Origin of the sequence: Nostoc linckia z4, from assembly GCF_002608075.1 — a bacterium.
GTDB lineage: Bacteria > Cyanobacteriota > Cyanobacteriia > Cyanobacteriales > Nostocaceae > Nostoc > Nostoc linckia.
Genome location: NZ_LAHA01000032.1, coordinates 58,900 through 79,782 on the forward strand (window position 1 = coordinate 58,900; position 20,883 = coordinate 79,782).

General features: G+C 40.7%; 23 protein-coding genes and 1 pseudogene. 2 read left to right on the forward strand and 22 right to left on the reverse strand.

What is annotated here, in order from left to right:
• Nucleotides 1–522 precede the first annotated feature (522 nt).
• The 15 genes from VF06_RS23085 to VF06_RS23150 form a co-directional block, all read right to left on the reverse strand.
• On the reverse strand, nucleotides 523–858 hold the full coding sequence (locus VF06_RS23085; protein WP_218963847.1) for a type II toxin-antitoxin system HicB family antitoxin: 336 nt from the start codon (nucleotides 856–858) through the stop codon (nucleotides 523–525).
• Nucleotides 858–1,118, reverse strand: a complete 261-nt coding sequence (locus tag VF06_RS23090; protein WP_099071572.1) for a type II toxin-antitoxin system HicA family toxin — start codon at nucleotides 1,116–1,118, stop codon at nucleotides 858–860. The genes VF06_RS23085 and VF06_RS23090 overlap by 1 nt, the downstream gene beginning before the upstream one ends.
• A gap of 165 nt (nucleotides 1,119–1,283) precedes the next feature.
• A complete protein-coding gene (locus tag VF06_RS23095) occupies nucleotides 1,284–1,607 on the reverse strand; it encodes a type II toxin-antitoxin system PemK/MazF family toxin (RefSeq protein ID WP_099071571.1) in 324 nt (107 codons plus the stop codon).
• A complete protein-coding gene (locus tag VF06_RS23100) occupies nucleotides 1,591–1,809 on the reverse strand; it encodes a hypothetical protein (RefSeq protein ID WP_244918170.1) in 219 nt (72 codons plus the stop codon). Before VF06_RS23100 ends, VF06_RS23095 begins: the two co-directional genes overlap by 17 nt.
• A complete protein-coding gene (locus VF06_RS42870) occupies nucleotides 1,799–1,933 on the reverse strand; it encodes a hypothetical protein (protein ID WP_257207641.1) in 135 nt (44 codons plus the stop codon). The genes VF06_RS23100 and VF06_RS42870 overlap by 11 nt, the downstream gene beginning before the upstream one ends.
• A gap of 23 nt (nucleotides 1,934–1,956) precedes the next feature.
• A complete protein-coding gene (locus VF06_RS23105; RefSeq protein WP_099071570.1) occupies nucleotides 1,957–2,298 on the reverse strand; it encodes a XisI protein in 342 nt (113 codons plus the stop codon).
• A complete protein-coding gene (locus VF06_RS23110) occupies nucleotides 2,286–2,702 on the reverse strand; it encodes a XisH family protein (RefSeq protein WP_099071569.1) in 417 nt (138 codons plus the stop codon). The genes VF06_RS23105 and VF06_RS23110 overlap by 13 nt, the downstream gene beginning before the upstream one ends.
• Before the next feature lie 145 nt (nucleotides 2,703–2,847).
• Entirely contained in the window at nucleotides 2,848–3,423 is a 576-nt protein-coding gene (locus tag VF06_RS23115; RefSeq protein ID WP_099071568.1) for a Uma2 family endonuclease, read from the reverse strand.
• Nucleotides 3,398–3,613 carry a hypothetical protein gene (locus VF06_RS41135; protein ID WP_180267503.1) on the reverse strand — a complete coding sequence of 72 codons (216 nt, stop codon included), beginning with the start codon at nucleotides 3,611–3,613 and terminating at the stop codon, nucleotides 3,398–3,400. The genes VF06_RS23115 and VF06_RS41135 overlap by 26 nt, the downstream gene beginning before the upstream one ends.
• A 42-nt stretch (nucleotides 3,614–3,655) precedes the next feature.
• Nucleotides 3,656–3,880: an addiction module protein gene (locus tag VF06_RS23125; protein ID WP_099071567.1), complete on the reverse strand. Its 225-nt coding sequence runs from the start codon at nucleotides 3,878–3,880 to the stop codon at nucleotides 3,656–3,658.
• Nucleotides 3,881–4,096: 216 nt separating this feature from the next.
• A complete protein-coding gene (locus VF06_RS23130) occupies nucleotides 4,097–5,899 on the reverse strand; it encodes a GmrSD restriction endonuclease domain-containing protein (protein WP_099071566.1) in 1,803 nt (600 codons plus the stop codon).
• A 281-nt stretch (nucleotides 5,900–6,180) separates the two neighbouring features.
• The gene (locus VF06_RS23135) at nucleotides 6,181–6,516 is read right to left on the reverse strand and encodes a XisI protein (protein WP_099071565.1); all 336 of its coding nucleotides are present in this window, start codon (nucleotides 6,514–6,516) and stop codon (nucleotides 6,181–6,183) included.
• Nucleotides 6,504–6,923: a XisH family protein gene (locus VF06_RS23140; RefSeq protein WP_099071564.1), complete on the reverse strand. Its 420-nt coding sequence runs from the start codon at nucleotides 6,921–6,923 to the stop codon at nucleotides 6,504–6,506. Before VF06_RS23140 ends, VF06_RS23135 begins: the two co-directional genes overlap by 13 nt.
• A 112-nt stretch (nucleotides 6,924–7,035) precedes the next feature.
• Complete coding sequence (locus tag VF06_RS23145) at nucleotides 7,036–11,022, reverse strand: magnesium chelatase subunit H (protein ID WP_099071563.1); 3,987 nt, start codon at nucleotides 11,020–11,022, stop codon at nucleotides 7,036–7,038.
• 616 nt (nucleotides 11,023–11,638) lie between these two features.
• On the reverse strand, nucleotides 11,639–12,643 hold the full coding sequence (locus tag VF06_RS23150; protein WP_099072674.1) for an SDR family oxidoreductase: 1,005 nt from the start codon (nucleotides 12,641–12,643) through the stop codon (nucleotides 11,639–11,641).
• A 90-nt stretch (nucleotides 12,644–12,733) separates the two neighbouring features.
• Between VF06_RS23150 and VF06_RS23155 the strand changes: the two genes are divergently transcribed.
• Both VF06_RS23155 and VF06_RS23160 read left to right on the forward strand, forming a co-directional pair.
• Complete coding sequence (locus VF06_RS23155) at nucleotides 12,734–13,420, forward strand: TetR/AcrR family transcriptional regulator (RefSeq protein WP_099072675.1); 687 nt, start codon at nucleotides 12,734–12,736, stop codon at nucleotides 13,418–13,420.
• A 108-nt stretch (nucleotides 13,421–13,528) separates the two neighbouring features.
• Nucleotides 13,529–14,461, forward strand: a complete 933-nt coding sequence (locus VF06_RS23160; RefSeq protein WP_099072676.1) for a tetratricopeptide repeat protein — start codon at nucleotides 13,529–13,531, stop codon at nucleotides 14,459–14,461.
• Between the two features lie 182 nt (nucleotides 14,462–14,643).
• Here the strand turns inward: VF06_RS23160 and VF06_RS23165 are convergent, their stop codons facing one another.
• From VF06_RS23165 to VF06_RS23195, 7 genes and pseudogenes are all read right to left on the reverse strand, one after another.
• Entirely contained in the window at nucleotides 14,644–15,378 is a 735-nt protein-coding gene (locus VF06_RS23165; protein ID WP_099072677.1) for a metallophosphoesterase family protein, read from the reverse strand.
• 230 nt (nucleotides 15,379–15,608) lie between these two features.
• A complete protein-coding gene (locus VF06_RS23170; protein WP_099072678.1) occupies nucleotides 15,609–16,418 on the reverse strand; it encodes a metallophosphoesterase family protein in 810 nt (269 codons plus the stop codon).
• Complete coding sequence (locus tag VF06_RS23175; RefSeq protein WP_099072679.1) at nucleotides 16,415–17,212, reverse strand: CobW C-terminal domain-containing protein; 798 nt, start codon at nucleotides 17,210–17,212, stop codon at nucleotides 16,415–16,417. Before VF06_RS23175 ends, VF06_RS23170 begins: the two co-directional genes overlap by 4 nt.
• A gap of 142 nt (nucleotides 17,213–17,354) precedes the next feature.
• Nucleotides 17,355–18,377 (reverse strand): CobW family GTP-binding protein, encoded by a 1,023-nt coding sequence (locus tag VF06_RS23180; RefSeq protein WP_099072680.1) that lies wholly within the window; start codon nucleotides 18,375–18,377, stop codon nucleotides 17,355–17,357.
• 107 nt (nucleotides 18,378–18,484) lie between these two features.
• Nucleotides 18,485–18,811, reverse strand: a pseudogene (locus tag VF06_RS23185) (FAD-dependent oxidoreductase); the annotation flags it as partial.
• A 512-nt stretch (nucleotides 18,812–19,323) separates the two neighbouring features.
• Nucleotides 19,324–20,415 (reverse strand): redox-regulated ATPase YchF, encoded by a 1,092-nt coding sequence (ychF, locus tag VF06_RS23190; RefSeq protein WP_099072681.1) that lies wholly within the window; start codon nucleotides 20,413–20,415, stop codon nucleotides 19,324–19,326.
• 45 nt (nucleotides 20,416–20,460) lie between these two features.
• On the reverse strand, nucleotides 20,461–20,685 hold the full coding sequence (locus tag VF06_RS23195; protein ID WP_099072682.1) for a hypothetical protein: 225 nt from the start codon (nucleotides 20,683–20,685) through the stop codon (nucleotides 20,461–20,463).
• Between the last annotated feature and the right edge of the window lie 198 nt (nucleotides 20,686–20,883).

The following is a 20,883-nucleotide window of genomic DNA, read 5'->3' on the forward strand; positions in this document are numbered from 1 at the left end:
TTGTTTTAGTATAAATACAATCTGTGATGTGAAGGCGATCGCCAAAGTCGCAAATGTAGTGCCCAAAGTCGCAAATGTAGTGCCCAAAGTCACAAATGTAGTGTCCAAAGTCGCAAATGTAGTGCCCAAAGTCGCAAATGTAGTGTCCAAAGTCGCAAATGTAGTGCCCAAAGTCGCAAATGTAGTGTCCAAAGTCGCAAATGTAGTGCCCAAAGTCGCAAATGTAGTGCCCAAAGTCGCAAATGTAGTGTCCAAAGTCGCAAATGTAGTGCCCGAAGTCGCAAATGTAGTGTCCGAAATCGCAAATGTAGTGTCCAAAGTCGCAAATAGGTAGGCGTAGCCAGCCTTAAGCATCGCTTGTTTTGAACAAGTAAGCGATATCCTGCATTTTGGACATTCCTAAAAGCGATCGCTAATTTTATGATTGCAACATAGACATAGACTTGTAGCAGCTTGTCGTTACATATCGCTTGTTATAAAAAAGTGAGTGCGATCGCAAGAGTTATTCTGATAAACATGACTCTAAGTATTGATTACTTTATCAGCAGCACTAGTCAATATTTCATCCATCCAAGCATTTATGCTTTTGCCAGCCTTTTTAGCAGCAATAAATATTTTGCGGTGGTGTTCTGGAGTTGTACGGAATGGGAGTTTACCAGAGAATGGTTTATCAGGCTCCTCTCCTAGTTCTTCACAAAACGCAAGATAATCATCAACAGAATTTTGAAATTCTTGACGCGCTTCATCTACAGTTTTTGCTTTAAAGGTAATCACGTCATTAATATCTAAGACTTGACCAAAAATTATTCCCGCCTCTACATCTACTTCTAAACTAGCTGTGTATCCCTTATAAGTCATCATATTTCAATTCCTGCTTTAATCAAAAGTTCTCTAACAGATTTAACTGCTCCTTTATCAGTTTCATTTTGAGGATGTGGTTCGTGAAAAACAGCTTTCACATCATTTAATTTCACACGAACCCGCAAACCTCTACCTTGAGTAATATCAGCACCTAAAGCTATAAATAAACTTTCAATATCTTTCCAAAGAATATTAGATGGTACAGGATTTGTAAAAATTAACTCTAGAATCTGACGTTGTTTGTTATTGAGATCCATTTAATCAATACAATTACAGCCATCTTATAGTTTAGTTTTGTCTAATCATCAATTATACGATATCATATTATGATATCGTGAAAAAATAAAAGCAATTTATATGTTGCGATCGCTTGTCATGAAAGAGTGAGTGCGATCGCAAAAATACTCGGCTGCTGGCTCGTATTACAACCCCAGCCAACCTCTTAAAGATTTTTCTAGCAGTTCAGCATCAGCTAACTTACCAATCGCTTTTACAACCAAGCTTTCATGTACTGTGTATAAACTTCTCTTCACTGCTGTAGCCACGTTTAGACCTGCTGCTGACCACTCAGACAAGACAAACTCACCTTCTAGTAATGCCCCAGTTTTGCTTGTCAAAGGCGTGATTAGGATGTCTTGAGAAACGTGTGGCGCACTTACTACAACGGCAGGTCTAACTTTTGAAATGGACAAATCTGAAAAGGGATACTTAACCAAAATGATGTCATTTTTAGAGTAATTGGGCATAGACATCATCCTCAGGGTTATCCCAAACTGATGAGAGTGATGTTTGACTAGCTTGAAGCCAAAATTCAGTTTCATCATCAGGAATCAGAGTCACTAACACTCTTGTACCTTCTGGTAATTCTGCTGACTCCAACAGTTCGATTTTTCCTTGTCGAACAGTAGCCCAAAGCGTTTTTAGCATATCTGTTTTATCAATAGTCATGCTTTGATTTTATGCTTGTATGCCTAAAAGAGCGATCGCTATTTTTCTGATTGCATTGTCGGCGATCGTTTTGCAGAAAACTCAGAAATAAAGCGTAGACGCGTAGCGGCTTGTCGTTAGACATCGCCCCGCTATAATAATCATTTACTAAGCTGTTGCAAATTCTGTAAATTTTCTCACATCTGGAGGCTGAAAAGCTAACACAATTTCGCTGCTATTTACACCTAACTTCATTAATTCAGTTGCTATTCCCTCTTCTGTCCAGTCTTCTTCTATGAAAATTTTTTCATTCTTAATCCGAATATGAACGTGAGTATATTTAAGTCTTTTGCTACCTTGCCAATCTACAGTTAACCAAAGATAATGATCGCGATCTTCATCAAATACTAAACAATTTTCAGCAATTTTATCGGGTGATTGACGAGATAAATTATCATATTCAGTTAGCACCTGTTTAATTAACTTTCGATATGTTGTTAATTTATCCATAAAGTAATTTCCTCTCTTTCATTATTAAAAACAATAAATTCAATTTTCTGAAGTTTTACCACGGCTTGAATAGATTTTCTTTGAAAGAAAGTATCAAATACTGTATCTCTGATTGCTAGATAAATGTTATAGTTTTTACTTGCTAGTTGTAAAATATCCCGGTATAGAATATATTGACCTAGAGCATTTTCAAAATCTCTCATGGGAGAAGGACTGATAAAACTCTTGATTTCTACAACTATTTTTCGTCCTTCTTGTTCTGCTAATAAGGCTTTTTCGACAAATAAATCAGCATAAAGTTCTGCATCTTCATACTGCAAAAAATAAGGGTCAGCTATAATTGTCCAGCCATCTTTAATTAAAGCATTTTTAACAGCATCATGGTAAATGTCTTTTGCTGGCATTTCCTTCGTGGTAGTCTTGGCTAGATATTAAATGTTCTCAATATCTCACATCTCAAAATTATACTCATAAAAAGCGATCGCTTGTTGTGAAAGAGTGAGTGCGATCGAGTTTATACAGTTTTACTTACTGGTAAATGATTCAAGCTTACCAAATCGCTTCTAGATTCAAAATAAATCCTTGCAGAACATCTTCCCCTGACAGCGTAGCAGGAGAATCTAACACTTCAACTTCTTGACCTTGGCGATAAATCTCCACTTGCCGAGATTTGCGATTGATTAACCATCCCAAACGCACACCGTTATGTTGATATTCTCTCATCTTTGCCTGAGTTTCTTTCAAACTATCACTCGGCGAAAGTAACTCAATTACAAAATCGGGACAAAGCGGTAAAAATCTTGTTTGTTGTTCTTGGGTCAGTGCATTCCACCTTTCCAGTTTTATCCAAGAAGCATCGGGAGAACGATCCGCACCGTTGGGAAGTTTAAAACCTGTCGAGGAATCAAAAGCGATACCAGTACCATCTTCATCTGACCAATTAAATAATTGTTGATTTAGTCTGCCATTACGATTTCCAGTTTCTCCGCCTGTTGGTGGCATAATAATTAACTCTCCGGTTGCAGTCCGTTCAAATCTCAAGTCACGGTTTGCCTGACATAGTTGAAAAAACTGCTCATCTGTCAGTTCCAGCACGGGTTTAAGGTTGACTGTTAAGGCGTTCATAAGCAGGATAAGAGATGAAGCCTAGAGGTTTCTTAATTTTACGATGCGATCGCCTGTTGTAGAAGCGTGAGTGCGATCGCCACAATGTAATTGCAAAATCAGCACAGGTAAGCAACCTTAAATTTAACAATAATGGCTTACTCGTCACCCAGACCCAATTTTTGGCTCTCGTACCAACTGTACGCTTCATCGAGTTCTTCTCGAACTTCTGGGCGAAACACCAAGACATAATTCATTGCCGTCCCTTAATTGACGCTTTGATTTCTTCCCAAGTCAGTACATTGTCTGGATTTGAATCGTAATCTGCAATTCGGCGATCGAGTTCTTGCTTTTGTGCATCAGTTAAATCAGGGTAAACTTGCTCTGCTGCAATGCTATCCCAAATTGCTTGCACAAGATGGATTCTATCTTCAACACTTAGAGTTGCGATTTCGTTCAAAGTAGCTGTGATATCCATGCTGATTAATTTGCAGTGAGGAAGCGACTGGTACACTTTAAATGTAGCGGACAAGATTTTGCCCATCAAACTCAACGCTGTATATGGTTTGATATCTAACAGAGCGATCGCTTTGTAGAAAACTCAAAAATCAAGGGATCAGTTGTTGTAAAGGTAAGCGATCGCTTTATTTAGGAATTCAATTCTCAATTTTACGAAGTTGCCAATAATATCTTGCTATTGAAACAAGTTATATACTGCACTAATTTTTTCACCAGATAACTCTTGAGGTTGTTTTTCATGTCCATCTCTTATATAGAGCTTATTGTCATACCATACAGGCTCTTTTCCTGCTTGTATTTCAATCATTAATACTGTGTGGTCATGATATGTAATAGGTGTTAATGCTGTATTAACGCTGGTTTTTAGCCATTCTGGTAATTTAGAATCCCTAATTTTTCGACTAATGTTTAGTATATATTGATCGAGCGTTATAGTTTGAATTTTAGCCTCTCTTTCTATTCCAACAATACCGAATGGGAAAAATCTAGGTGCAGATATTTTATCAAGTGCCTCAATAAGTTCAGTATCTTTTTCTTTGTCAGATATTCCCAAAAAGATGTATCCTCTTTTTCCTTTGCCTAGATTTGCTATTGCCGCAATATTTTGACAAATTTTTTCAAAACAATTGTTATCGAAACTCCGATTAGAACGGTTTAATGAAAATAATCCTTGTTTAAAATCATAATTTGGAGCTTCTGTTTTAGAGCGTCTTAAATAGTTCTCCAAATCTATTGCATAAGAACCACTACTACGAGTTGTTGATGTCGATAATTTAAAATAATTTTGAATTAGTCCTTTCGTAAGACCAATATTTCTTGTTCTTTTATCTGCTGTAATACTAGCACTTACTTCTATTTTTGTCATAAGTCCCATTACCGCATTAAAAATTGCCTGATAATCAAAAGGTTCTTTAGATTCTTGGATAATTAGATCATAAAAAGCCATAAATAATGTATAAAACGGCTCCTTAACTGGATTGCTAACTCCTCCATCACGGCTAAGAATCCTTCTGAGGAAGTTTTTATCATTTCCTGAGTCTATTAATGAGACTGAATTAACAGCATTTTTTATCTGTGATAGTATAGCTTTAATATCTTCTTTAAGGTTGTCTGTTCCATATCGTGTCACTGCTAATTCTATTTCATCTGATTTATCTGTATCTCCCTTGCCATAATAATTATCAAAGTTTTCTTTTCTTGCTGGAAAAGGTTTTCCTAAAGCTATAGAAAGTATTATGTCTGCTAATAATTGTTCATCTGCACTCTCCCGCAAATCAGAATTACTTATAATACCTTGACGACACCAGAATGTATCTTCTGCAAGAACTCCATATCCTAAATTAATAGATTTAGAATCAATACTAATCTCAGGCATTTCTGAAAGAGGAACAATTTCTCTTGATACATCACCTCGAATTTCACAAGCTAATAATCTAACTAATTCTGCAAAATTACTGGTAACTCCAGCCGATCTTACTTCTTGAGCAGATAAATGTTTTCCATTAGAATTAATTCTATTAAATACATCTTCAATTTCTTTGTTACTGTTAGCCTCATAAATAGTAACAGCTAATGAATATTCTAAAAAATCTATACATTCTTGAGCATTTAATAAATTTTCTATGCTTGTTTCTATTGGTTTAAATACTCCTTGGTTACTTAGTTCATTAGCTAATGGATGCTTTGTAACATCAAAAAACTTGCCATCAATTGAAAATTGGTTTTCGATAAAGCAAAAAATTGCATTTAATCGTTGCATTCCGTCAATGATTTCATACATATCTTTTCCATCTTTTTTAAATTTACCAAATAAAATTAGTGGAATTGGATATTTTAAAAGGATGCTTTCTATTAAAGACGCTTTCTCTGTTTTCGCCCATACAAGTTTACGTTGGTATCTACGATTTACAATAAGATTATTTTCTCTATAAAGACGATATAATTCCAATATACTTATCCCTTTGGGTGTAATACTCATACTGTTTTTTAAATTATTTTTATTAGTTTGTAATAGTTTTAAACTTAAATATGGGCTATTTGCCCACCCTAATTATTTACGCTGATTCTACTACTTTCAATTACTCAATCCCTTTAATTCGGTATTTAACCTCTTGGTACAACTGGCGAAGGCGGTTTAAATTATTCTTACTAGTCTGCCATAACCATGACGATTCAGTTATAACAAAGTGGAAACCACCCTGTGTAAAGAATAGGGGTTAAGATTCATTAAGTTGAAATTGGAGATTTTCAAAACATCTCCTAACTCACTGCATATTCTGTAAACTGTCTCATAAAAGGAGACTGGAACCCTAACACAATGTCTTCCTTGGGAACTCCCGCAGCTACCAAATTAGCTGCAATATCATCTTCTGTACCATTCCACTGAAGCCAAATTTTTCCACCTTTAATATCAATATGAACAATACAACTATGTACCCAATCTTGACCTTCCCAGCCTACATGAACTATTTGATAATGGTCGCGTTGTATATCGAAAATTCTTTCAACTTCTATATTTCCATAAGCTGGTCTTTGCTCACTATATTCCTGTAATATCTGTTGTACAAGCTGGCGATATCGAGTTAATTTTTCCATTGGAAAATCACCTCTTTTTCTACATCATATATCAACATTTTTACTTGATTTTCTACTATCATTTCTTGAGGAAAATCAAGTTGAAAAAATGTTTTGTAAGTTGTCAAAGGTACTGCTAAATACAAAACACGCTCCGGTTGTCGCCGTCGTAATGCACCTCTATAATTAATAAACTGTCCTAATGCTGTATGAAATTCTGAAATAGCAGACGACTTCTCTAAAAAACTTTTGACTTCTACTGCAATTTTTTGTCCTTCACGTTCTGCTGCAATGAGCTTTTCGGCGGCTAAATCAATCGAAAGATTAACGCCTCCCACGCTAATTGTGAGTGGATCGTTAGTAATTTGCCAACCATCTTTCTGTAAAGCTGTTTTGACAACTTCATGAAAGACATCTTTAGCAGACATAGATATCCATAATTATATATTTGATTTTCATTTAGCCGCATTCCATACAATTTTTCAAAACGATTAAATGTAGAGACGTTCTATAAAACGTCCCTACATTTATGATTAGGGATTATTCAATTCCTTCAATCCGGTCTTCAACTTCTTGGTACAACTCGCGCAGCAAGTCTAAATTACTGTCGCTAGTTTCCCAATAACCGCGTCCATTCACTTCCAACAAAGTTGACACAACTTTGCGGAAAGAATGAGGATTAAGATTCATCAAACGATTCCGCATTGCTTCATCTTTGATGAACGTTTCGTTAGTATCTTCGTAAATCCAGTTATCCACAGCGCCAGCTGTCGCACTCCAACCCATTGTATTTACCAAGCGTTTGGAGAGTTCGCGCACACCTTCGTAACCGTGAGACAACATCCCCTCGTACCACTTGGGATTTAATAATTTGGTACGCGCATCCAAGCGCACGGTTTCTGATAATGTCCGTACTTGGGCGTTGGCTGTGGTGGTGTCTGCAATGTAAGATGCTGGTGTTTTACCATCGCCGCGCAGACTTGCGACTAATTTGGTGGGGTCGGAGTCGAAGTAGTGAGAAACGTCCGTCAAGCTGATTTCGGAAGAATCCAAATTTTGGAAAGTTGCATCAGCAGTTTTCAATGTACTTTCAAAAATCTTCCGCGATTCATCCATTATCCCAGGATTATCGGAATTAAAGGCGAAAGATTTTCTATTGAGATACATTTCCTGCAACTCGGCTTCGCTGTCCCAAGTGCTGTTTTCCACTGCCAAGTTAATATTTGACGAGTAGGAACCGGAAGCATTTGAGAAAACGCGGGTTGCTGCTTGACGCAAGTTAACCCCCATTTCTTCGGCTTGTTGCAAAGCGTGTTTGCGAACAAAGTTCATTTCCAAGGGTTCATCCGCCTCGGCCGCCATCTTCACGCCTTGGTCTAGCAGATTCATTTGGTTGATGAACAAGTCGCGGAATACACCAGAACAGTTAATGACAACATCGATTCTGGGGCGTCCCAACTCTTCTAGCGGTATCAATTCCAACTTGTTCACCCGTCCCAAGGCATCGGGAACCGGACGCACGCCCACCATCCACATAATTTGGGCTAAGGATTCACCGTAAGTTTTGATGTTATCGGTTCCCCAAAGGACACAGGCGATGGTTTCTGGCCATTTTCCACCGTTTTCGGCTTTGTTACGCGCCAAAAGCCTGTCTACGACAATTTTGGCTGATTGAACTGCTGCTGTTGTTGGGATGGATTGCGGATCTAGGGCGTGAATATTTTTACCTGTAGGCAAGACATCCGGGTTGCGGATGGGATCGCCGCCAGGGCCGGGTAGAACGTACTCGCCTTCTAAGCCTTTGAGTAATGCTCCCAGTTCGTTGTCGGCACAAACTTGCTGGAGGCAGAATTCCAAGTACTCAAACAGGGGTTTTAGTGTGGCGGTGTCAACTTTGGGATAGCCTGCTTTATGTAACGCTTCTACCCAAGGTTCTTTTTTGCCCATGTTGAAGAAATTCAACCGCGAAACCAGAGAAACTCGCCCATCAGCGTCGGTTTTCTCTTGAACAAGGGCGCTAACGGCTGCACGGGTGGCTAAGGTGATGTCTTGCAATAGTTGGACATCTTCTAAAACGCCTTTGTCGCTATTTTGGTAAATATGGTCAATATTGCGGCCGATGCTGTTAGCGATAATTCTAGGTAAGCTGACAATTTCTTCTTCTGGACGGTCTAGGTTGGCGATGTTCACCAGAGTTGCTACGGCTTCTTCTGCGCTTGGCGGTTTACCAATGACGTGCAACCCACAAGGCAGCAAGCGAGACTCAATTTCCATCAACTTGCGGTAGACGCTGCCAACAATATTATCCCGCTCCTCGGCGCTCATCTCTTTGGCGTCGGTTTCTGGCAGGTTAATATCCTTGTCCAAGTTGACGATGCGGCATTTATCCATGATGGAGTTGACAATGGGAATACCGCGTCCACTATCTTTTAAGGTTTGGTAAGAAGCAATTAATTCGCTCAGTTCCTTCAAACCTTTATACAATCCAGCGTTTTCTGCTGGCGGTGTCAAGTAAGAAATTGTTTCGGCGTAACCCCGACGTTTGGCAATTGTCGCTTCGCTAGGATTATTGGCTGCGTAGTAATACAGGTTTGGTATGGAACCGATTAAGTTATCTGGATAACATTCTCCAGACATACCCATTTGCTTACCCGGCATGAATTCTAAGGAACCGTGAGTACCAAAGTGCAATACGGCGTCAGCTTGCCAAACTTGCTCTAGGTAGGTGTAGTAAGCAGCAAAACCGTGATGGGGACTAGCTGAACGGGAGAACAACAGCCGCATGGGGTCACCTTCGTAACCAAAGGTGGGTTGCACACCGATGAAGACGTTACCGAATTGCTTACCATAAATCAGCAGGTTTTGTCCATCGCTGTTGAGATGTCCGGGAGGTGGGCCCCAGTTTTCTTCGAGGCGTTGGGAATAAGGGGTGAGTGCTTCATATTCTGGCACTGACATTTTGTAGGCGATGTTCAGTTCCGGGCTGGCGTACTGTGCTTGGGCGTCGTGGATGACTTCCTGCATCAGTGCTTCGGCTGATTCTGGCAACTCTGGAAGGTCGTAGCCGTTATTTTTTAGCGCTTTCATCACTTCGTAGATGGAACCGAACACATCCAAGTAAGCGGCGGTTCCCACGTTGCCTTTATCTGGCGGGAAGCTGAAAACGGTGATGGCGACTTTTTTATCTAGCTTTGGTTTGCGGCGCAGGTTAGCCCATTTTAATGCTCTTTGGGCTACGGCTTCCATGCGGTCTTGGAGAGCGATCGCCTTCCCAGTTGCCCCATCTCTACCAGATAAGATAATCGGCTCAATCGCCCCATCCAATTCGGGAATGGCAATTTGCAAAGCTACTTGAATCGGGTGCAAGCCTAAATCGCTATCCATCCACTCTTCTGTGGTTTGGAACACTAACGGCAATGCCACCATGTAAGGACGATTCAAACGTTTGAGCGATTCAATTGCTTTGGGATGGTCTTGTCTGGCTGGGCCGCCCACTAAAGCAAAACCAGTCAGCGAAATCACTGCATCTACTAACTGTGTATTGGTAGTGGGTTCATAGAAGTAGGCATCCACAGGCTTCGAGAAATCCAAACCACCAGCAAACACAGGCAATACCCGTGCCCCTAGCGCTTCCAATTCCTGCACCATTGCTACATAATGGGCGTCATCCCCTGTCACTAGGTGAGTACGCTGCAATACCAACCCAATACAGGGAGCTAGGGGATCTTTGAGATCGTTAGAGATATCCTTACGGGCTGTGTACCAATTCAGGTACTCTCTTACATCCTCAAACATACTGGGAGCCAAAGGATGCCAAATTCCCATATCGGGATAAACCACTGGCTCTTGATATGTACGAGGTGTAATATTTTGTTTCTCTAAACCTTTAAATACATATTTATCAGCTAGCATCAGTAAGAAGTTTTCCAGATTTTCTGGAGAACCACCTAACCAATACTGAAAGCTGAGCATGAAATTTCGTGCGTCCTGTGCTTTGTCCATTGGCAGGAACTTTAGCACTTGCGGTAGCGTTCGCAAAAGCTTGAGCATCCCATCTTGGAATCCCGCACCGGATTTTTCCTTGCGTTTCCGCATGAATTGGGCGATCGCACTTTTTGACTGACCCAACTGTGCCAGAGAAAAGCTGCCCATTTTATTCAGGCGCATAACTTCTGGCATGGAAGGAAAGACAACGGCAACATCTAGGCGATCGCGATGTGGTTCAACTGCTGTTACTACTTTTTGTGCTAAGTCTTCGATAAAAATCAGGGAGGCGATAAATATATTGGCACTCTCCATATCCCTCTGGAACTCCTTATAGTTCTCTGGATCTCGGAGTTCCTCAATTAAGTAACCGCTGATTTCAATCGCCAGTTCTTCGTGAAGCGCGTTAATCGACCGCACCGCTTGTGACAATGCACTCTGGTACTGGGACTCAAGCACGACATAGACCACCTTGATTAAATTACGTCCGCGTAAGTTATCAGGCGCAATATGTCTAATCGTGGACTTGACGTGGGTGAACATGCTTCCTCGGCTCCTTTGATGCGTGTTCTCTACTGGAAGTTCATTAGCGGCTGATACCGCAAAAGTTGACTTCGTTATTATTGGGCAATATGAGTTTTTTATCAGAAAATGCTTGCCCAGTGGGCATTTTATCCCTTATCTGACACAATTCGATATAAAAAAAGAAATATTTATTAACCTATATTGACAAATGATTAAAGTAATTACTCTTATTTATGTAAAATATCGGTTACATTTTTATTTAACTATTGAGTTATAAAGTTTAATATACTATTACTTTAGCCAGGGGAGCAATGGCTAAAACAAATCAATATGGGGGAGTCACCGATACGGTTAGGGGAAAGGGGAAAGGGGAAAGGGGRAAGGGGAAAGGGGAAAGGGGAAAGGGGAAAGGGCAAAGGGGAAAGGTTAAAGGGGAAAGGTTAAAGGGGAAAGGTTAAAGGGCAAAGGGCAAAGGTTAAAGGGCAAAGGGCAAAGGGCAAAGGTTAAAGGGGAAAGGGCAAAGGGCAAAGGGCAAAAGGCAAAGGGCAAAGGGCAAAGGTTTCAAATACATCCTTTACCCCTTACCCCTTCCCCTTTTCCCCTTAACCGACAAGTATTGGGTCAAGGTGTGGTTTTAGACATAGCCTTGAGATTGATACCACAACACAGTATCTTTCAATGTATCCGTGAAAGGGCGAAACCTTACTCCCAACTCTCCTTCGGCTTTGGCAGAACTTAAGTTGGCTTTTTCCAACAAAGTTTGCACGCCAGCCAGTGGCATGGGGTTGACTCCACCAATCAAACCCGTCCAGGTTTCCAATAACCATGCAATTGAAAGTGCCAGCCAATCAGGAATTTCCATTTTGGGAGCTTTTACCCCTGAAATTGCTTCCAGTTCCAAGGCAATATCTTTCATAGTTTTCAGTGGCCCCGCTACAATGTAACGCTCACCCCGTTTTCCTAGTTCGGCAGCGCTAACCATAGCCATTGCCACATCCCGAACATCAGTCAATGAAGCACCACCATCAACCGTCCCTGGTAGTTTACTTGCCAATAAATCCAACACCAGTTGTCCCGCAGAAGTTGGTGCTGCATCCCCAGGGCCCATCATCCAACCAGGCAAAATCATCACCACATCCATGCGGCTAGTTTCCAAAAACCGATAAATTTCTTGTTCCGCCAAAACTTTTGTTTTGAAATAAAGGTTCTTTTGGGCAAATTGATTGTAAGGAGATGTTTCGCTGGCAGCCTGATGTGGGTAAGTTTGAATCACCCCACTGGATGAGGTGAAAACTGTTCGCGGTACTTTTTGTGCCTCTGCTGCTTGCAAAAGCTGGATTGTGGCATCAATGTTAATACGCTTCATCTTTTCCCAATGACTACCTGGCTGGTAATACTCTCGAAAAAATGCTGCGGTGTGAAATACCACATCTACTCCCTTTAATGCTTGAACAAAGGCAGACACATTCTCCATATCACCTTGAATAAATTCAATTGGGGTGTTTCCCAAAAAGCGTTTAGCCTTATCAATAGATCGAACCAACCCCTTGACTTGCCATCCTTGGGATACTAGCAATTGACAAAGATTACTACCCAGCAGACCTGTTGCTCCAGTCACAAACGCTGTTTTGCCACTCATGATAGTTATGTCCTGGCGATCGTATTTCTTGTAGATTTAGTCCGAACTTTGTTAATGTGAGCTATTACTCACATCCATATTTGCAAGTATATGAGCAAAAGCTCACATCGTCAATCTCCAGGCAACAAAACAGCGAACTCACCCATTTCCGAGAACAGCCGCCGCAGTCCTTTAGGTGAACGTGGTTTGCGACGGCGGGATTTAATTCTCGACACTGCCGCAGATTTATTGGCCGAGGGAGGGCCAGAGGCTATCAACACCAATGCCTTAGCCGAACGAGCTGGTATTTCAGTTGGTTCGGTGTACCAGTATTTCTCTAACAAAGAAGCAATTTTAACTGCCTTGGGGGAGCGATATATGCAGCAATTGGGTAGTAATACGGTGGCTGCTCTGCAACAGGATGTGTCAGGTCTGGATTTTGCTACTATAATCGATCGCGTGATTGACCCTATGATTGCCTTTGAACGCAAATACCCTGCCTTTAGACATCTCAATGCTGGGCAGTCAGAGGAAGGAACCCTAGCACAAGCGACTCAAAAAATCGATCGCGAGATACTGGCCACCATCTACGATTTACTTATAAGGATTTCTCCGGATCTCAACCCCATCCAAAGCTGGCAAATTGCACGGATGATGAAAGCTCTGTATAAAGGCATGAGTTATCTGATACAGCAGGAAAAAGAAATTACCAAGGATGGTGGAGATATTGATAATATGATTAGCGATATGAAACGAATGATGGCAGATTATTTAGAACATCATTTGGATTGTTTGTAAATTTCTATTCTCTACCTCCCTCTAAACATATGTTTTTCTACCATCATTTAGTCAAACCTTTATAACAGTTAGAATATAACGTGCGTGTCGCTCCTTCAGGATGTTATTATGACTCGCTTTTACCGATTCATGCTCAATTTTGGTATTTTTGTTGCACTGGCCTGCTTTTTTATCGCTTCACCGACATATTCATTATCTACATCTGACACCGCAATTATAGAAGGCGACTTATTCAAGCTAGGTGTAGAAAAAATGCAGCACGGCAGTTACTTTGAAGCTATTCAAGCTTTTACTAAGGTAATTAACCTCAAACATGATTTTTCTTCAGCTTATAGTAATCGTTGTCTTGCTTATCTGAAATTAGGAAATTATCACAATGCCATCGACGATTGCAATCAAGCTCTAAAGTATACACCTAACAATGTAGAAGCACATCTTAATCGAGGACTAGCATACTACAGACAAGGGCACTATGAAGCGGCGATCGCTGACGATAATCAAGTTATTGCACTTACACCTCATGATTTCAGAGCCTACTATAACCGAGGCATAGCTCATGGAATGTTGGGTAATCACCAACAAGCCATATTAGATTACAACTTAGCAATTACTAATATTCCCCAATCATCCAGTTTCCTAAAAGCTGATGTTTACAATGACCGGGGACTAGCTCATTTTGAGTTGTCAGACTTAAAAGCAGCTATGCTCGACTTTTCCCAAGCCATTGAACTCAATCACAATGACTACAGAGCTTACTATAATCGGGGTTGTGCTTGTGGTGGAAGCGGCAATAACTCTTGTGCTGTTAGGGATTTTACTGAGTCACTCAAGCTCAACCCAACTAATGCGATGGCTTATCTCAATCGCGGTATAGCTTACCATCAACTCGGCCGCGAACAAGCAGCAATTACAGATTTACGAAAGGCAATGCTACACTTTACCGAGCAACGAGAAACTACAATCTATGAAAAAGCGTTGTTTTTACTGAAAAATTTACAGCAACAACTCTCATCGTTATCAGACATTGCTTTCATCAATTAAGAGAGAGGCTCGAAATCCTCGCCGCCTAAAGCCAGGGGATGAGTTAACTAGTAGGTAACTTGGCTCTTTAAAGGGGAAAGGGACTCATGTTTTTTATCCCTTCCCCTTTTCCCGGTTGGTGAGCCTGTCGAACCATTAACCTTTACCCAACCTCCACCTAACATTTTTGGATTGGTAGACTGCTAGTGTTGGCTTTGAAATCCCTTACTATTACCGTAATACACAGTCTTGAAGTCTATTTGATTTGTGCCATACTCATAAAGAGTATAAGTTGCTTGTCCTGGTGTGCGTCCCACGTTACCTACTCCAATTACTTGACGCGGTGTTACGATAACAGTTTGATGGGACTCTTGGCGATCGAGAGTAATTAGTCCTGTTTTAATAAAACCAGTTTGTAATTGATACTGAAAAGGTAAACCAGAACGTCCACAAAACAAATTATTTGCTTGCATCCGTGACAATCTATCAAGCATTTGAATTGGGGGAGTTTCTGGAGTTAGTTCATCGTTTACACCCACCGTTGAACCGTGGATTAACAAACAATCTAATTCAAAAAAACCAAAATCGAGCGATCGCAACCATTGTAGAGTTTGTCGAGAAACACTATCCCACAGTAGTTTTACGGTATCACCCCCATATTTTGCTATGAGTTCAGGAGCATCCCCAGTGGGCCCTAGACCATGCAAAATCAAACTCTGTTCTTCCCACCATCCTTTACAAATTAAGGGTTCTAATTCTCCTCGACGTGGGTTTAACACCCGTTCTACTAACTTCTCGGTTTCTGGTCTTGGCCCTACCAAATCACCTAAAATATACAATGCTTCTACGCTATTACCCTGACGTTTAATATCCGCCATGACAGCTTCATAAGCTGCCAAGTTACCTTCTATTCCACTTAAAATTGCCCATTTATTCATAGTTATTTTTTTTCAACGCAGAGGAACGCTAAGGAAAGCGCAGAGGGGCGCAAAGGAAGAGGAGGAGGGGAGAGAGATCAATACGGTTCAAGCAGTATGAACTTGCCTTGTGGTCTGGGAAAAGGTTAATGGTTCGACAAGCTCACCAACCGGGGTAAGGGGATTTGGATGTATTTGAAACCTTTCCCCTTTCCCCTTTTCCCTTTAACCAAACCCTATTGGGAGAGAGATTACCTTGTGCAAACATGAGTTGGGTCATCCGCCCGTTCTGCATACTCCAGCCCATGCGCTAAACGCCAAGCAAAAATTGCAGGTAAACCTTTTTCTATGATTGCTGCACAGGTTTTTTGATAATCGTAAGCTACTTCTCGGAGTTTGATTTCTTGAGTATCTGTATCGTAAATTACATAAGTTGCATTCGGCCGTCCATGTCGGGGTTCTCCCACTGAACCTACATTTACAATTCGCTTGAGAGGAGATGTAAAACTAATTTCTTCCGCGTTGTCTCCTTTTCCAACACGAACTTGTAACTGTCCAGCATCAAGAGTTCGGGCATAAGGCACATGAGTATGACCACAAAAAAGCACATCTGCATTTGTGGAAAGTACGCGTTCTAGGGCTACAAAAGCGTCTAATTCAGGTAATAAATACTCATGGTTACTGTGAGGACTACCGTGAACAAAAGCTAAATTCCCTTCTTGAAGTGAGTATGGTAATTGAGCTAAAAATTCACGGTTTTCTGGGTGAATTTCTTTATTAGTCCATTCATGAGCCTGTATTCCTCTTTTTTCTGCCAATAACGAGGGATAGCTACAATCGCAGGCGTTCAAACCTTCCACAATGTCTTCATCCCAACAGCCTACGCAGGTAGGAATATCTAAAGCACGAATTTGGCTAATGACTGCATTAGGATGCGGCCCATATCCTACTAAATCACCAACACAGAAAATTTTTTCAGCTTTTTGCTCTTCTATATCTAACAATACAGCATTCAAAGCTTCGTAATTGCCATGAATACATGAAATGACGGCTATTTTCACACTGGTTCTCCTTCTAATAAAATCTCTTTTACTTGTTGTTGGTATTGCACAATCGCAGCGTCAGATAAACAGCAATGTGATAATGTTTGCTTTAAAGCTGCTTCATCCAAGTTTTTTCCTACCACTTCTACTCCGCTAAAACGCTGGGGTCTACCTTCCAAATAGCGTGGTAAGTCTAATTCCAAAAAGTCTGTTTGCGGAACACCAGCAACAAAATCACAGTAAAGTGACCTACCATCGTTAACATCAAAAATGCCTTTGGCGCGGGTGACAATACCGTAAGCACCGTGGGTGATTTCGTACCAAAAATCTTCCAGACTATTTTCGTCAATTACTTGACCGCTACTTACCGCCCGCCATAAAGTTTCAGCAATACTGGCTTGGGTTGGTGCGCCGCATACAATCTCTTTCGCCCAAGGGTGATATTCGGAGTCTTTGAGGTCAGGTGGTAAAACTGCTACAGTACGGTAAGTTAAATTATCTATGATTTGGGCGATCGCCAAAGGCAAGGTATGGCCCATTGCTCCCAATTCTAGGTAAAACCCTAATTCAATGTAAACTGCTTCTGCTTTAGGTATTTGGTTGAAGAACTCAGCTTCTTGAGTATCACAAAAAACTTGTATACCAGGAAATTCAGTAGCTATGCGAGTTTGGTCAATGGGAACAGTCCCAGTACCAGGGCTAAAGTAAATTAGTTTGTCAACAGAGGTAATATTTCGTATCTGCTCACAAATCCAGGTAGTTTTTCCCGCCCCAGATGAACCAGCGACAAAAGTAACAATTGGTATCTGCATAAGTATATTTGAATTCTATTAACTAACACCAATTCAAAATTTACACATTAAGAATACCGACAGAAAAACGGTTTCGGAGCGTGTATCTGTCGCATTCTTTTTTGAAATTGGTATAATTTTGGCATTATTTAAAGTTAGTTAATCATACCAAACATTCAAGAAGTTGTGTGTAAATTTGACTATTATTCAACTGCCTGCCAATAAAAACTACTTGATTTTTAGGTGGAGTACGCCATTCATCTGCATGTAAGTTGTAACGAGGCCCGCTCAACTGAAAAACATGACGCAATTGACTATCACTAAACCACAAAATGCCCTTAGCTCGAAATACCTCCTGTGGCATTTCTTCGGTGAGAAAATTCTCAAATTTATGAACATCAAAAGGGCGATCGCTTTCAAAAGAAATCGAAACAAATCCATCATTCTCTAAATGATGCGAGTAATGGTTGTGATGATGGTCGTGGTCATGGTCATGATGATGGTGTTCGTGTTCGCGATGATGTTCTGCACCATCAGTAGTATAGTTATCTTTTGGAGTTAATCCCACACCTAAAATGAGCGGCAATGCCACTTCACCGTATTTGGTATGCAAAATTTTGGCACAATTTTTGACATCATTAATGAAATTTTCTATTTCCTCAAGTTTTTCTGGAATAACGAGGTCTGTTTTATTCAAAAGAATAATATCTCCATAGGTAATTTGTTTTAAAGCAGCTTCACTATGGAAGTGTTCTTCATTAAACGCCTCAGCATCTACTACAGTTAAAATGGAGTCTAGGTTTGTTAAATCCCTTAATTCTGTACCTAAAAAAGTTAAGATAATAGGTAGTGGGTCAGCAACACCAGTCGTTTCAATAACTAGATAATCAATACGGTCTTCTCGTTCTAAAACTCGATAAACTGCATCAACTAAATTATCATTGATTGTGCAGCAGATACATCCATTGGTCAGTTCGACCATATCTTGGTCTACTGAAATTAGCAATTGGCTATCTATGTTAATATCACCAAACTCATTCACGAGTACGGCAACTTTTAAATCTTGTTTATTTTTGAGAATTTGATTGAGTAGTGTAGTTTTACCACTACCTAAAAATCCGGTGATAATCGTAACAGGCATTCCTTGTTTAGAAATATCAAGACTGGGGTTTAAGGAACTGACCATATTTCAAAAGAATGAGAATCGTTATCATATTAGCGCAAAAAAAGTTTGATTGTGCAATCTGGATGAAGAAAAGATAAAAGTAGACTTCTTGCACAAGAGCCTTGTTGTCAACTTGCTTGTACTCTGTTGAAAGTGTGGGAAAGAGCTATACTTGGCTTGACAATAGCTGGAACAACTTTTTCACAAGCCATCCTTGCACCTGATAAATTTCTAGCTGTCGGCCCTACTTGTAAAGCGGCTAAACCTCCCATAATAAACAATTCACAACTAGGCCAACGCAGACAAGTATCTCAGACTGGCAAACCTTTAATGATGGGAGTGGGGTAAGCAGCGAGAATGTCTTTTAACAAAGGTTCAGTGGTGACATCAAATTTAGTGCCAGTAGAAAGCCAAATATAATCAAACTGATGTTGGCTACCGTCGCTGCATTCTACCGTTCTTTTTGCGTAAGTCCTGGTGTTACCAAGATTGTTTGAAATGGTATGACTTGCAAATTGACTCGCTGCTTGGTGTTGACCTTTGACTGTTGACTGTGAACCGTTAACAGTCAACGATTTAGCCGAAATAATTTATTTCTTGGAGTTTCCTTAAAGCCTGTTGCTTGCCATAACAATCAACAGCTAGTACAAGTAGTTAGCTTATGGTATGGATAGTTTGTACTATATCAGGACTTACGCAAAAATAACGTAATTGGGTCATTACGAGCGATAGCGTACTCCTACACAGAAGCAAGCTACGCACAGCGTCTCGTAGGGAAGTAATCCCCCCTGACGCTGGGATTGCTTCCCTACACTCCGTTTCGGTCGCAATGACAATATCGGCGTTGCGTAAGTCCTATATATCTTGAGAATTGTTGATTAGCGATCGCTTTACATCTAGCTATTCCCTTCTATATTATTATGGGTTAACCATTATCTCATTGATAACGGCAACCCATTAGTCACATCTACACATTAAAGCGGAATAACATCACATCCCCTTCCTGCACAGTATACTCTTTGCCTTCACTACGAACCAATCCTTTTTCCTTGGCAGCATTCATAGAACCAGTAGCTACCAAATCTTTGTAAGCCACAGTTTCAGCACGGATAAATCCCCTTTCAAAATCACTGTGAATTACCCCTGCGGCTTGAGGTGCAGACATTCCTGCATGAATTGTCCAAGCGCGGGTTTCTTTGGGGCCACAGGTGAAATATGTCCGTAGACCTAAAAGGGTGTAAGTAGCACGAATTAATGATTTCAAACCGCCTTCTTCCACACCTAAAGACGCCAGAAAATCAGCCTTATCTTCCTCTGGTAATTCCACCAATTCAGCTTCGACTTGAGCAGAAACTATGACAACTTGAGCATTTTCTGTTGCAGCAACTTGTCGCACTTTTTCCACAAACTCATTACCCGTTGCCAAATCATCTTCAGATACATTGGCAGCGTAGATAATTGGTTTATTAGTCAGCAGTCCTAATCCTTTAATAATCTCCGCTTCTTCTTCATTCAAACTCACCTGACGCACAGATTTACCTTCATTTAAAGCCGCAGCTAATTTTTCTAAAACTGTAACTTCAAAAGCAGCATCTTTGCTAGTACGAGCTTGCTTGCGAGTGCGGTCAATTCGTCGTTCAATTTGTGCTAAATCTGATAAACCCAGTTCTAAATTAATGATTTCAATATCTCGCACTGGGTCAACAGAACCAGCAACGTGGATAATATCATCATTTTCAAAACAGCGTACCACATGGACGATGGCATCAACTTCCCGAATGTGGGACAGAAATTGATTACCTAGTCCCTCACCTTGACTTGCACCTTTAACTAAACCGGCAATATCTACAAACTCCACACGTGCGGGGACAATTTGTGCCGAATTGCCAATTTTAGCGAGAACATCTAACCGTTCATCCGGTACTGCGACAACGCCGACATTCGGTTCAATCGTGCAAAAAGGGAAATTAGCTGCCTCCGCTTTAGCATTAGCAACTACAGCATTAAATAAAGTAGATTTTCCGACGTTGGGAAGTCCGACAATTCCGGCTCTTAACATTTTGGATTTTAGATTTTGGATTTTGGATTATATTACCAAGGTAATTCAAACAGGTTCCGGTATGGTTTGGGGAATTGTTCCTGGAACTGTTTGAGGAATGGGAGCAGGTACAGTTTGAGGAATGGGAGCAGGTACTGGTTCTGGTACTGGTTCTGGTACTGGTTGGGGAATCGTTGGCCCTGGTACAGGTTCCGGACTCGGTAGCGGGTTCGGTTCAGGGTTAGGAATTTGTGGTTCGTCGGGTATATAGATAGCACTAAGATTAGTCATCACCAGTGTAAATTTAGATGATTCAACCCTCCCAAACTAGATGACAACTCCAGCTGTTGACATCTGGCCAAAAGACTATACCCTTAAAAATTAGCCATTGGGTATGGTGAATGTTGACTGTTGACTGTTGACTGATGACTGATGACTTGAGAGTTATTATTCTCCCTTGTCTCCCTTGTCTCCCCATCCCCCCATCCC

Excerpts from the sequence above, each read along its gene's own strand:
- VF06_RS23100 (WP_244918170.1), bottom strand. The coding sequence starts at position 1,809 with ATGACTATTGATAAAACAGATATGCTAAAAACGCTTTGGGCTACTGTT.
- VF06_RS23125 (WP_099071567.1), bottom strand. The coding sequence starts at position 3,880 with ATGGATATCACAGCTACTTTGAACGAAATCGCAACTCTAAGTGTTGAA.
- VF06_RS42870 (WP_257207641.1), bottom strand. The coding sequence starts at position 1,933 with ATGTCTAACGACAAGCCGCTACGCGTCTACGCTTTATTTCTGAGTTTT.
- VF06_RS23160 (WP_099072676.1), top strand. The coding sequence starts at position 13,529 with ATGACTCGCTTTTACCGATTCATGCTCAATTTTGGTATTTTTGTTGCA.
- VF06_RS23195 (WP_099072682.1), bottom strand. The coding sequence starts at position 20,685 with ATGACTAATCTTAGTGCTATCTATATACCCGACGAACCACAAATTCCT.
- VF06_RS23155 (WP_099072675.1), top strand. The coding sequence starts at position 12,734 with ATGAGCAAAAGCTCACATCGTCAATCTCCAGGCAACAAAACAGCGAAC.
- VF06_RS23085 (WP_218963847.1), bottom strand. The coding sequence starts at position 858 with ATGACTTATAAGGGATACACAGCTAGTTTAGAAGTAGATGTAGAGGCG.
- VF06_RS23115 (WP_099071568.1), bottom strand. The coding sequence starts at position 3,423 with ATGAACGCCTTAACAGTCAACCTTAAACCCGTGCTGGAACTGACAGAT.
- VF06_RS23175 (WP_099072679.1), bottom strand. The coding sequence starts at position 17,212 with ATGCAGATACCAATTGTTACTTTTGTCGCTGGTTCATCTGGGGCGGGA.
- VF06_RS23165 (WP_099072677.1), bottom strand. The coding sequence starts at position 15,378 with ATGAATAAATGGGCAATTTTAAGTGGAATAGAAGGTAACTTGGCAGCT.
- VF06_RS23090 (WP_099071572.1), bottom strand. The coding sequence starts at position 1,118 with ATGGATCTCAATAACAAACAACGTCAGATTCTAGAGTTAATTTTTACA.
- ychF (WP_099072681.1), bottom strand. The coding sequence starts at position 20,415 with ATGTTAAGAGCCGGAATTGTCGGACTTCCCAACGTCGGAAAATCTACT.
- VF06_RS23095 (WP_099071571.1), bottom strand. The coding sequence starts at position 1,607 with ATGCCCAATTACTCTAAAAATGACATCATTTTGGTTAAGTATCCCTTT.
- VF06_RS23145 (WP_099071563.1), bottom strand. The coding sequence starts at position 11,022 with ATGTTCACCCACGTCAAGTCCACGATTAGACATATTGCGCCTGATAAC.
- VF06_RS23135 (WP_099071565.1), bottom strand. The coding sequence starts at position 6,516 with ATGGAAAAATTAACTCGATATCGCCAGCTTGTACAACAGATATTACAG.
- VF06_RS23140 (WP_099071564.1), bottom strand. The coding sequence starts at position 6,923 with ATGTCTGCTAAAGATGTCTTTCATGAAGTTGTCAAAACAGCTTTACAG.
- VF06_RS23150 (WP_099072674.1), bottom strand. The coding sequence starts at position 12,643 with ATGAGTGGCAAAACAGCGTTTGTGACTGGAGCAACAGGTCTGCTGGGT.
- VF06_RS23105 (WP_099071570.1), bottom strand. The coding sequence starts at position 2,298 with ATGGATAAATTAACAACATATCGAAAGTTAATTAAACAGGTGCTAACT.
- VF06_RS23180 (WP_099072680.1), bottom strand. The coding sequence starts at position 18,377 with ATGGTCAGTTCCTTAAACCCCAGTCTTGATATTTCTAAACAAGGAATG.
- VF06_RS41135 (WP_180267503.1), bottom strand. The coding sequence starts at position 3,613 with ATGAAGCGTACAGTTGGTACGAGAGCCAAAAATTGGGTCTGGGTGACG.
- VF06_RS23130 (WP_099071566.1), bottom strand. The coding sequence starts at position 5,899 with ATGAGTATTACACCCAAAGGGATAAGTATATTGGAATTATATCGTCTT.
- VF06_RS23110 (WP_099071569.1), bottom strand. The coding sequence starts at position 2,702 with ATGCCAGCAAAAGACATTTACCATGATGCTGTTAAAAATGCTTTAATT.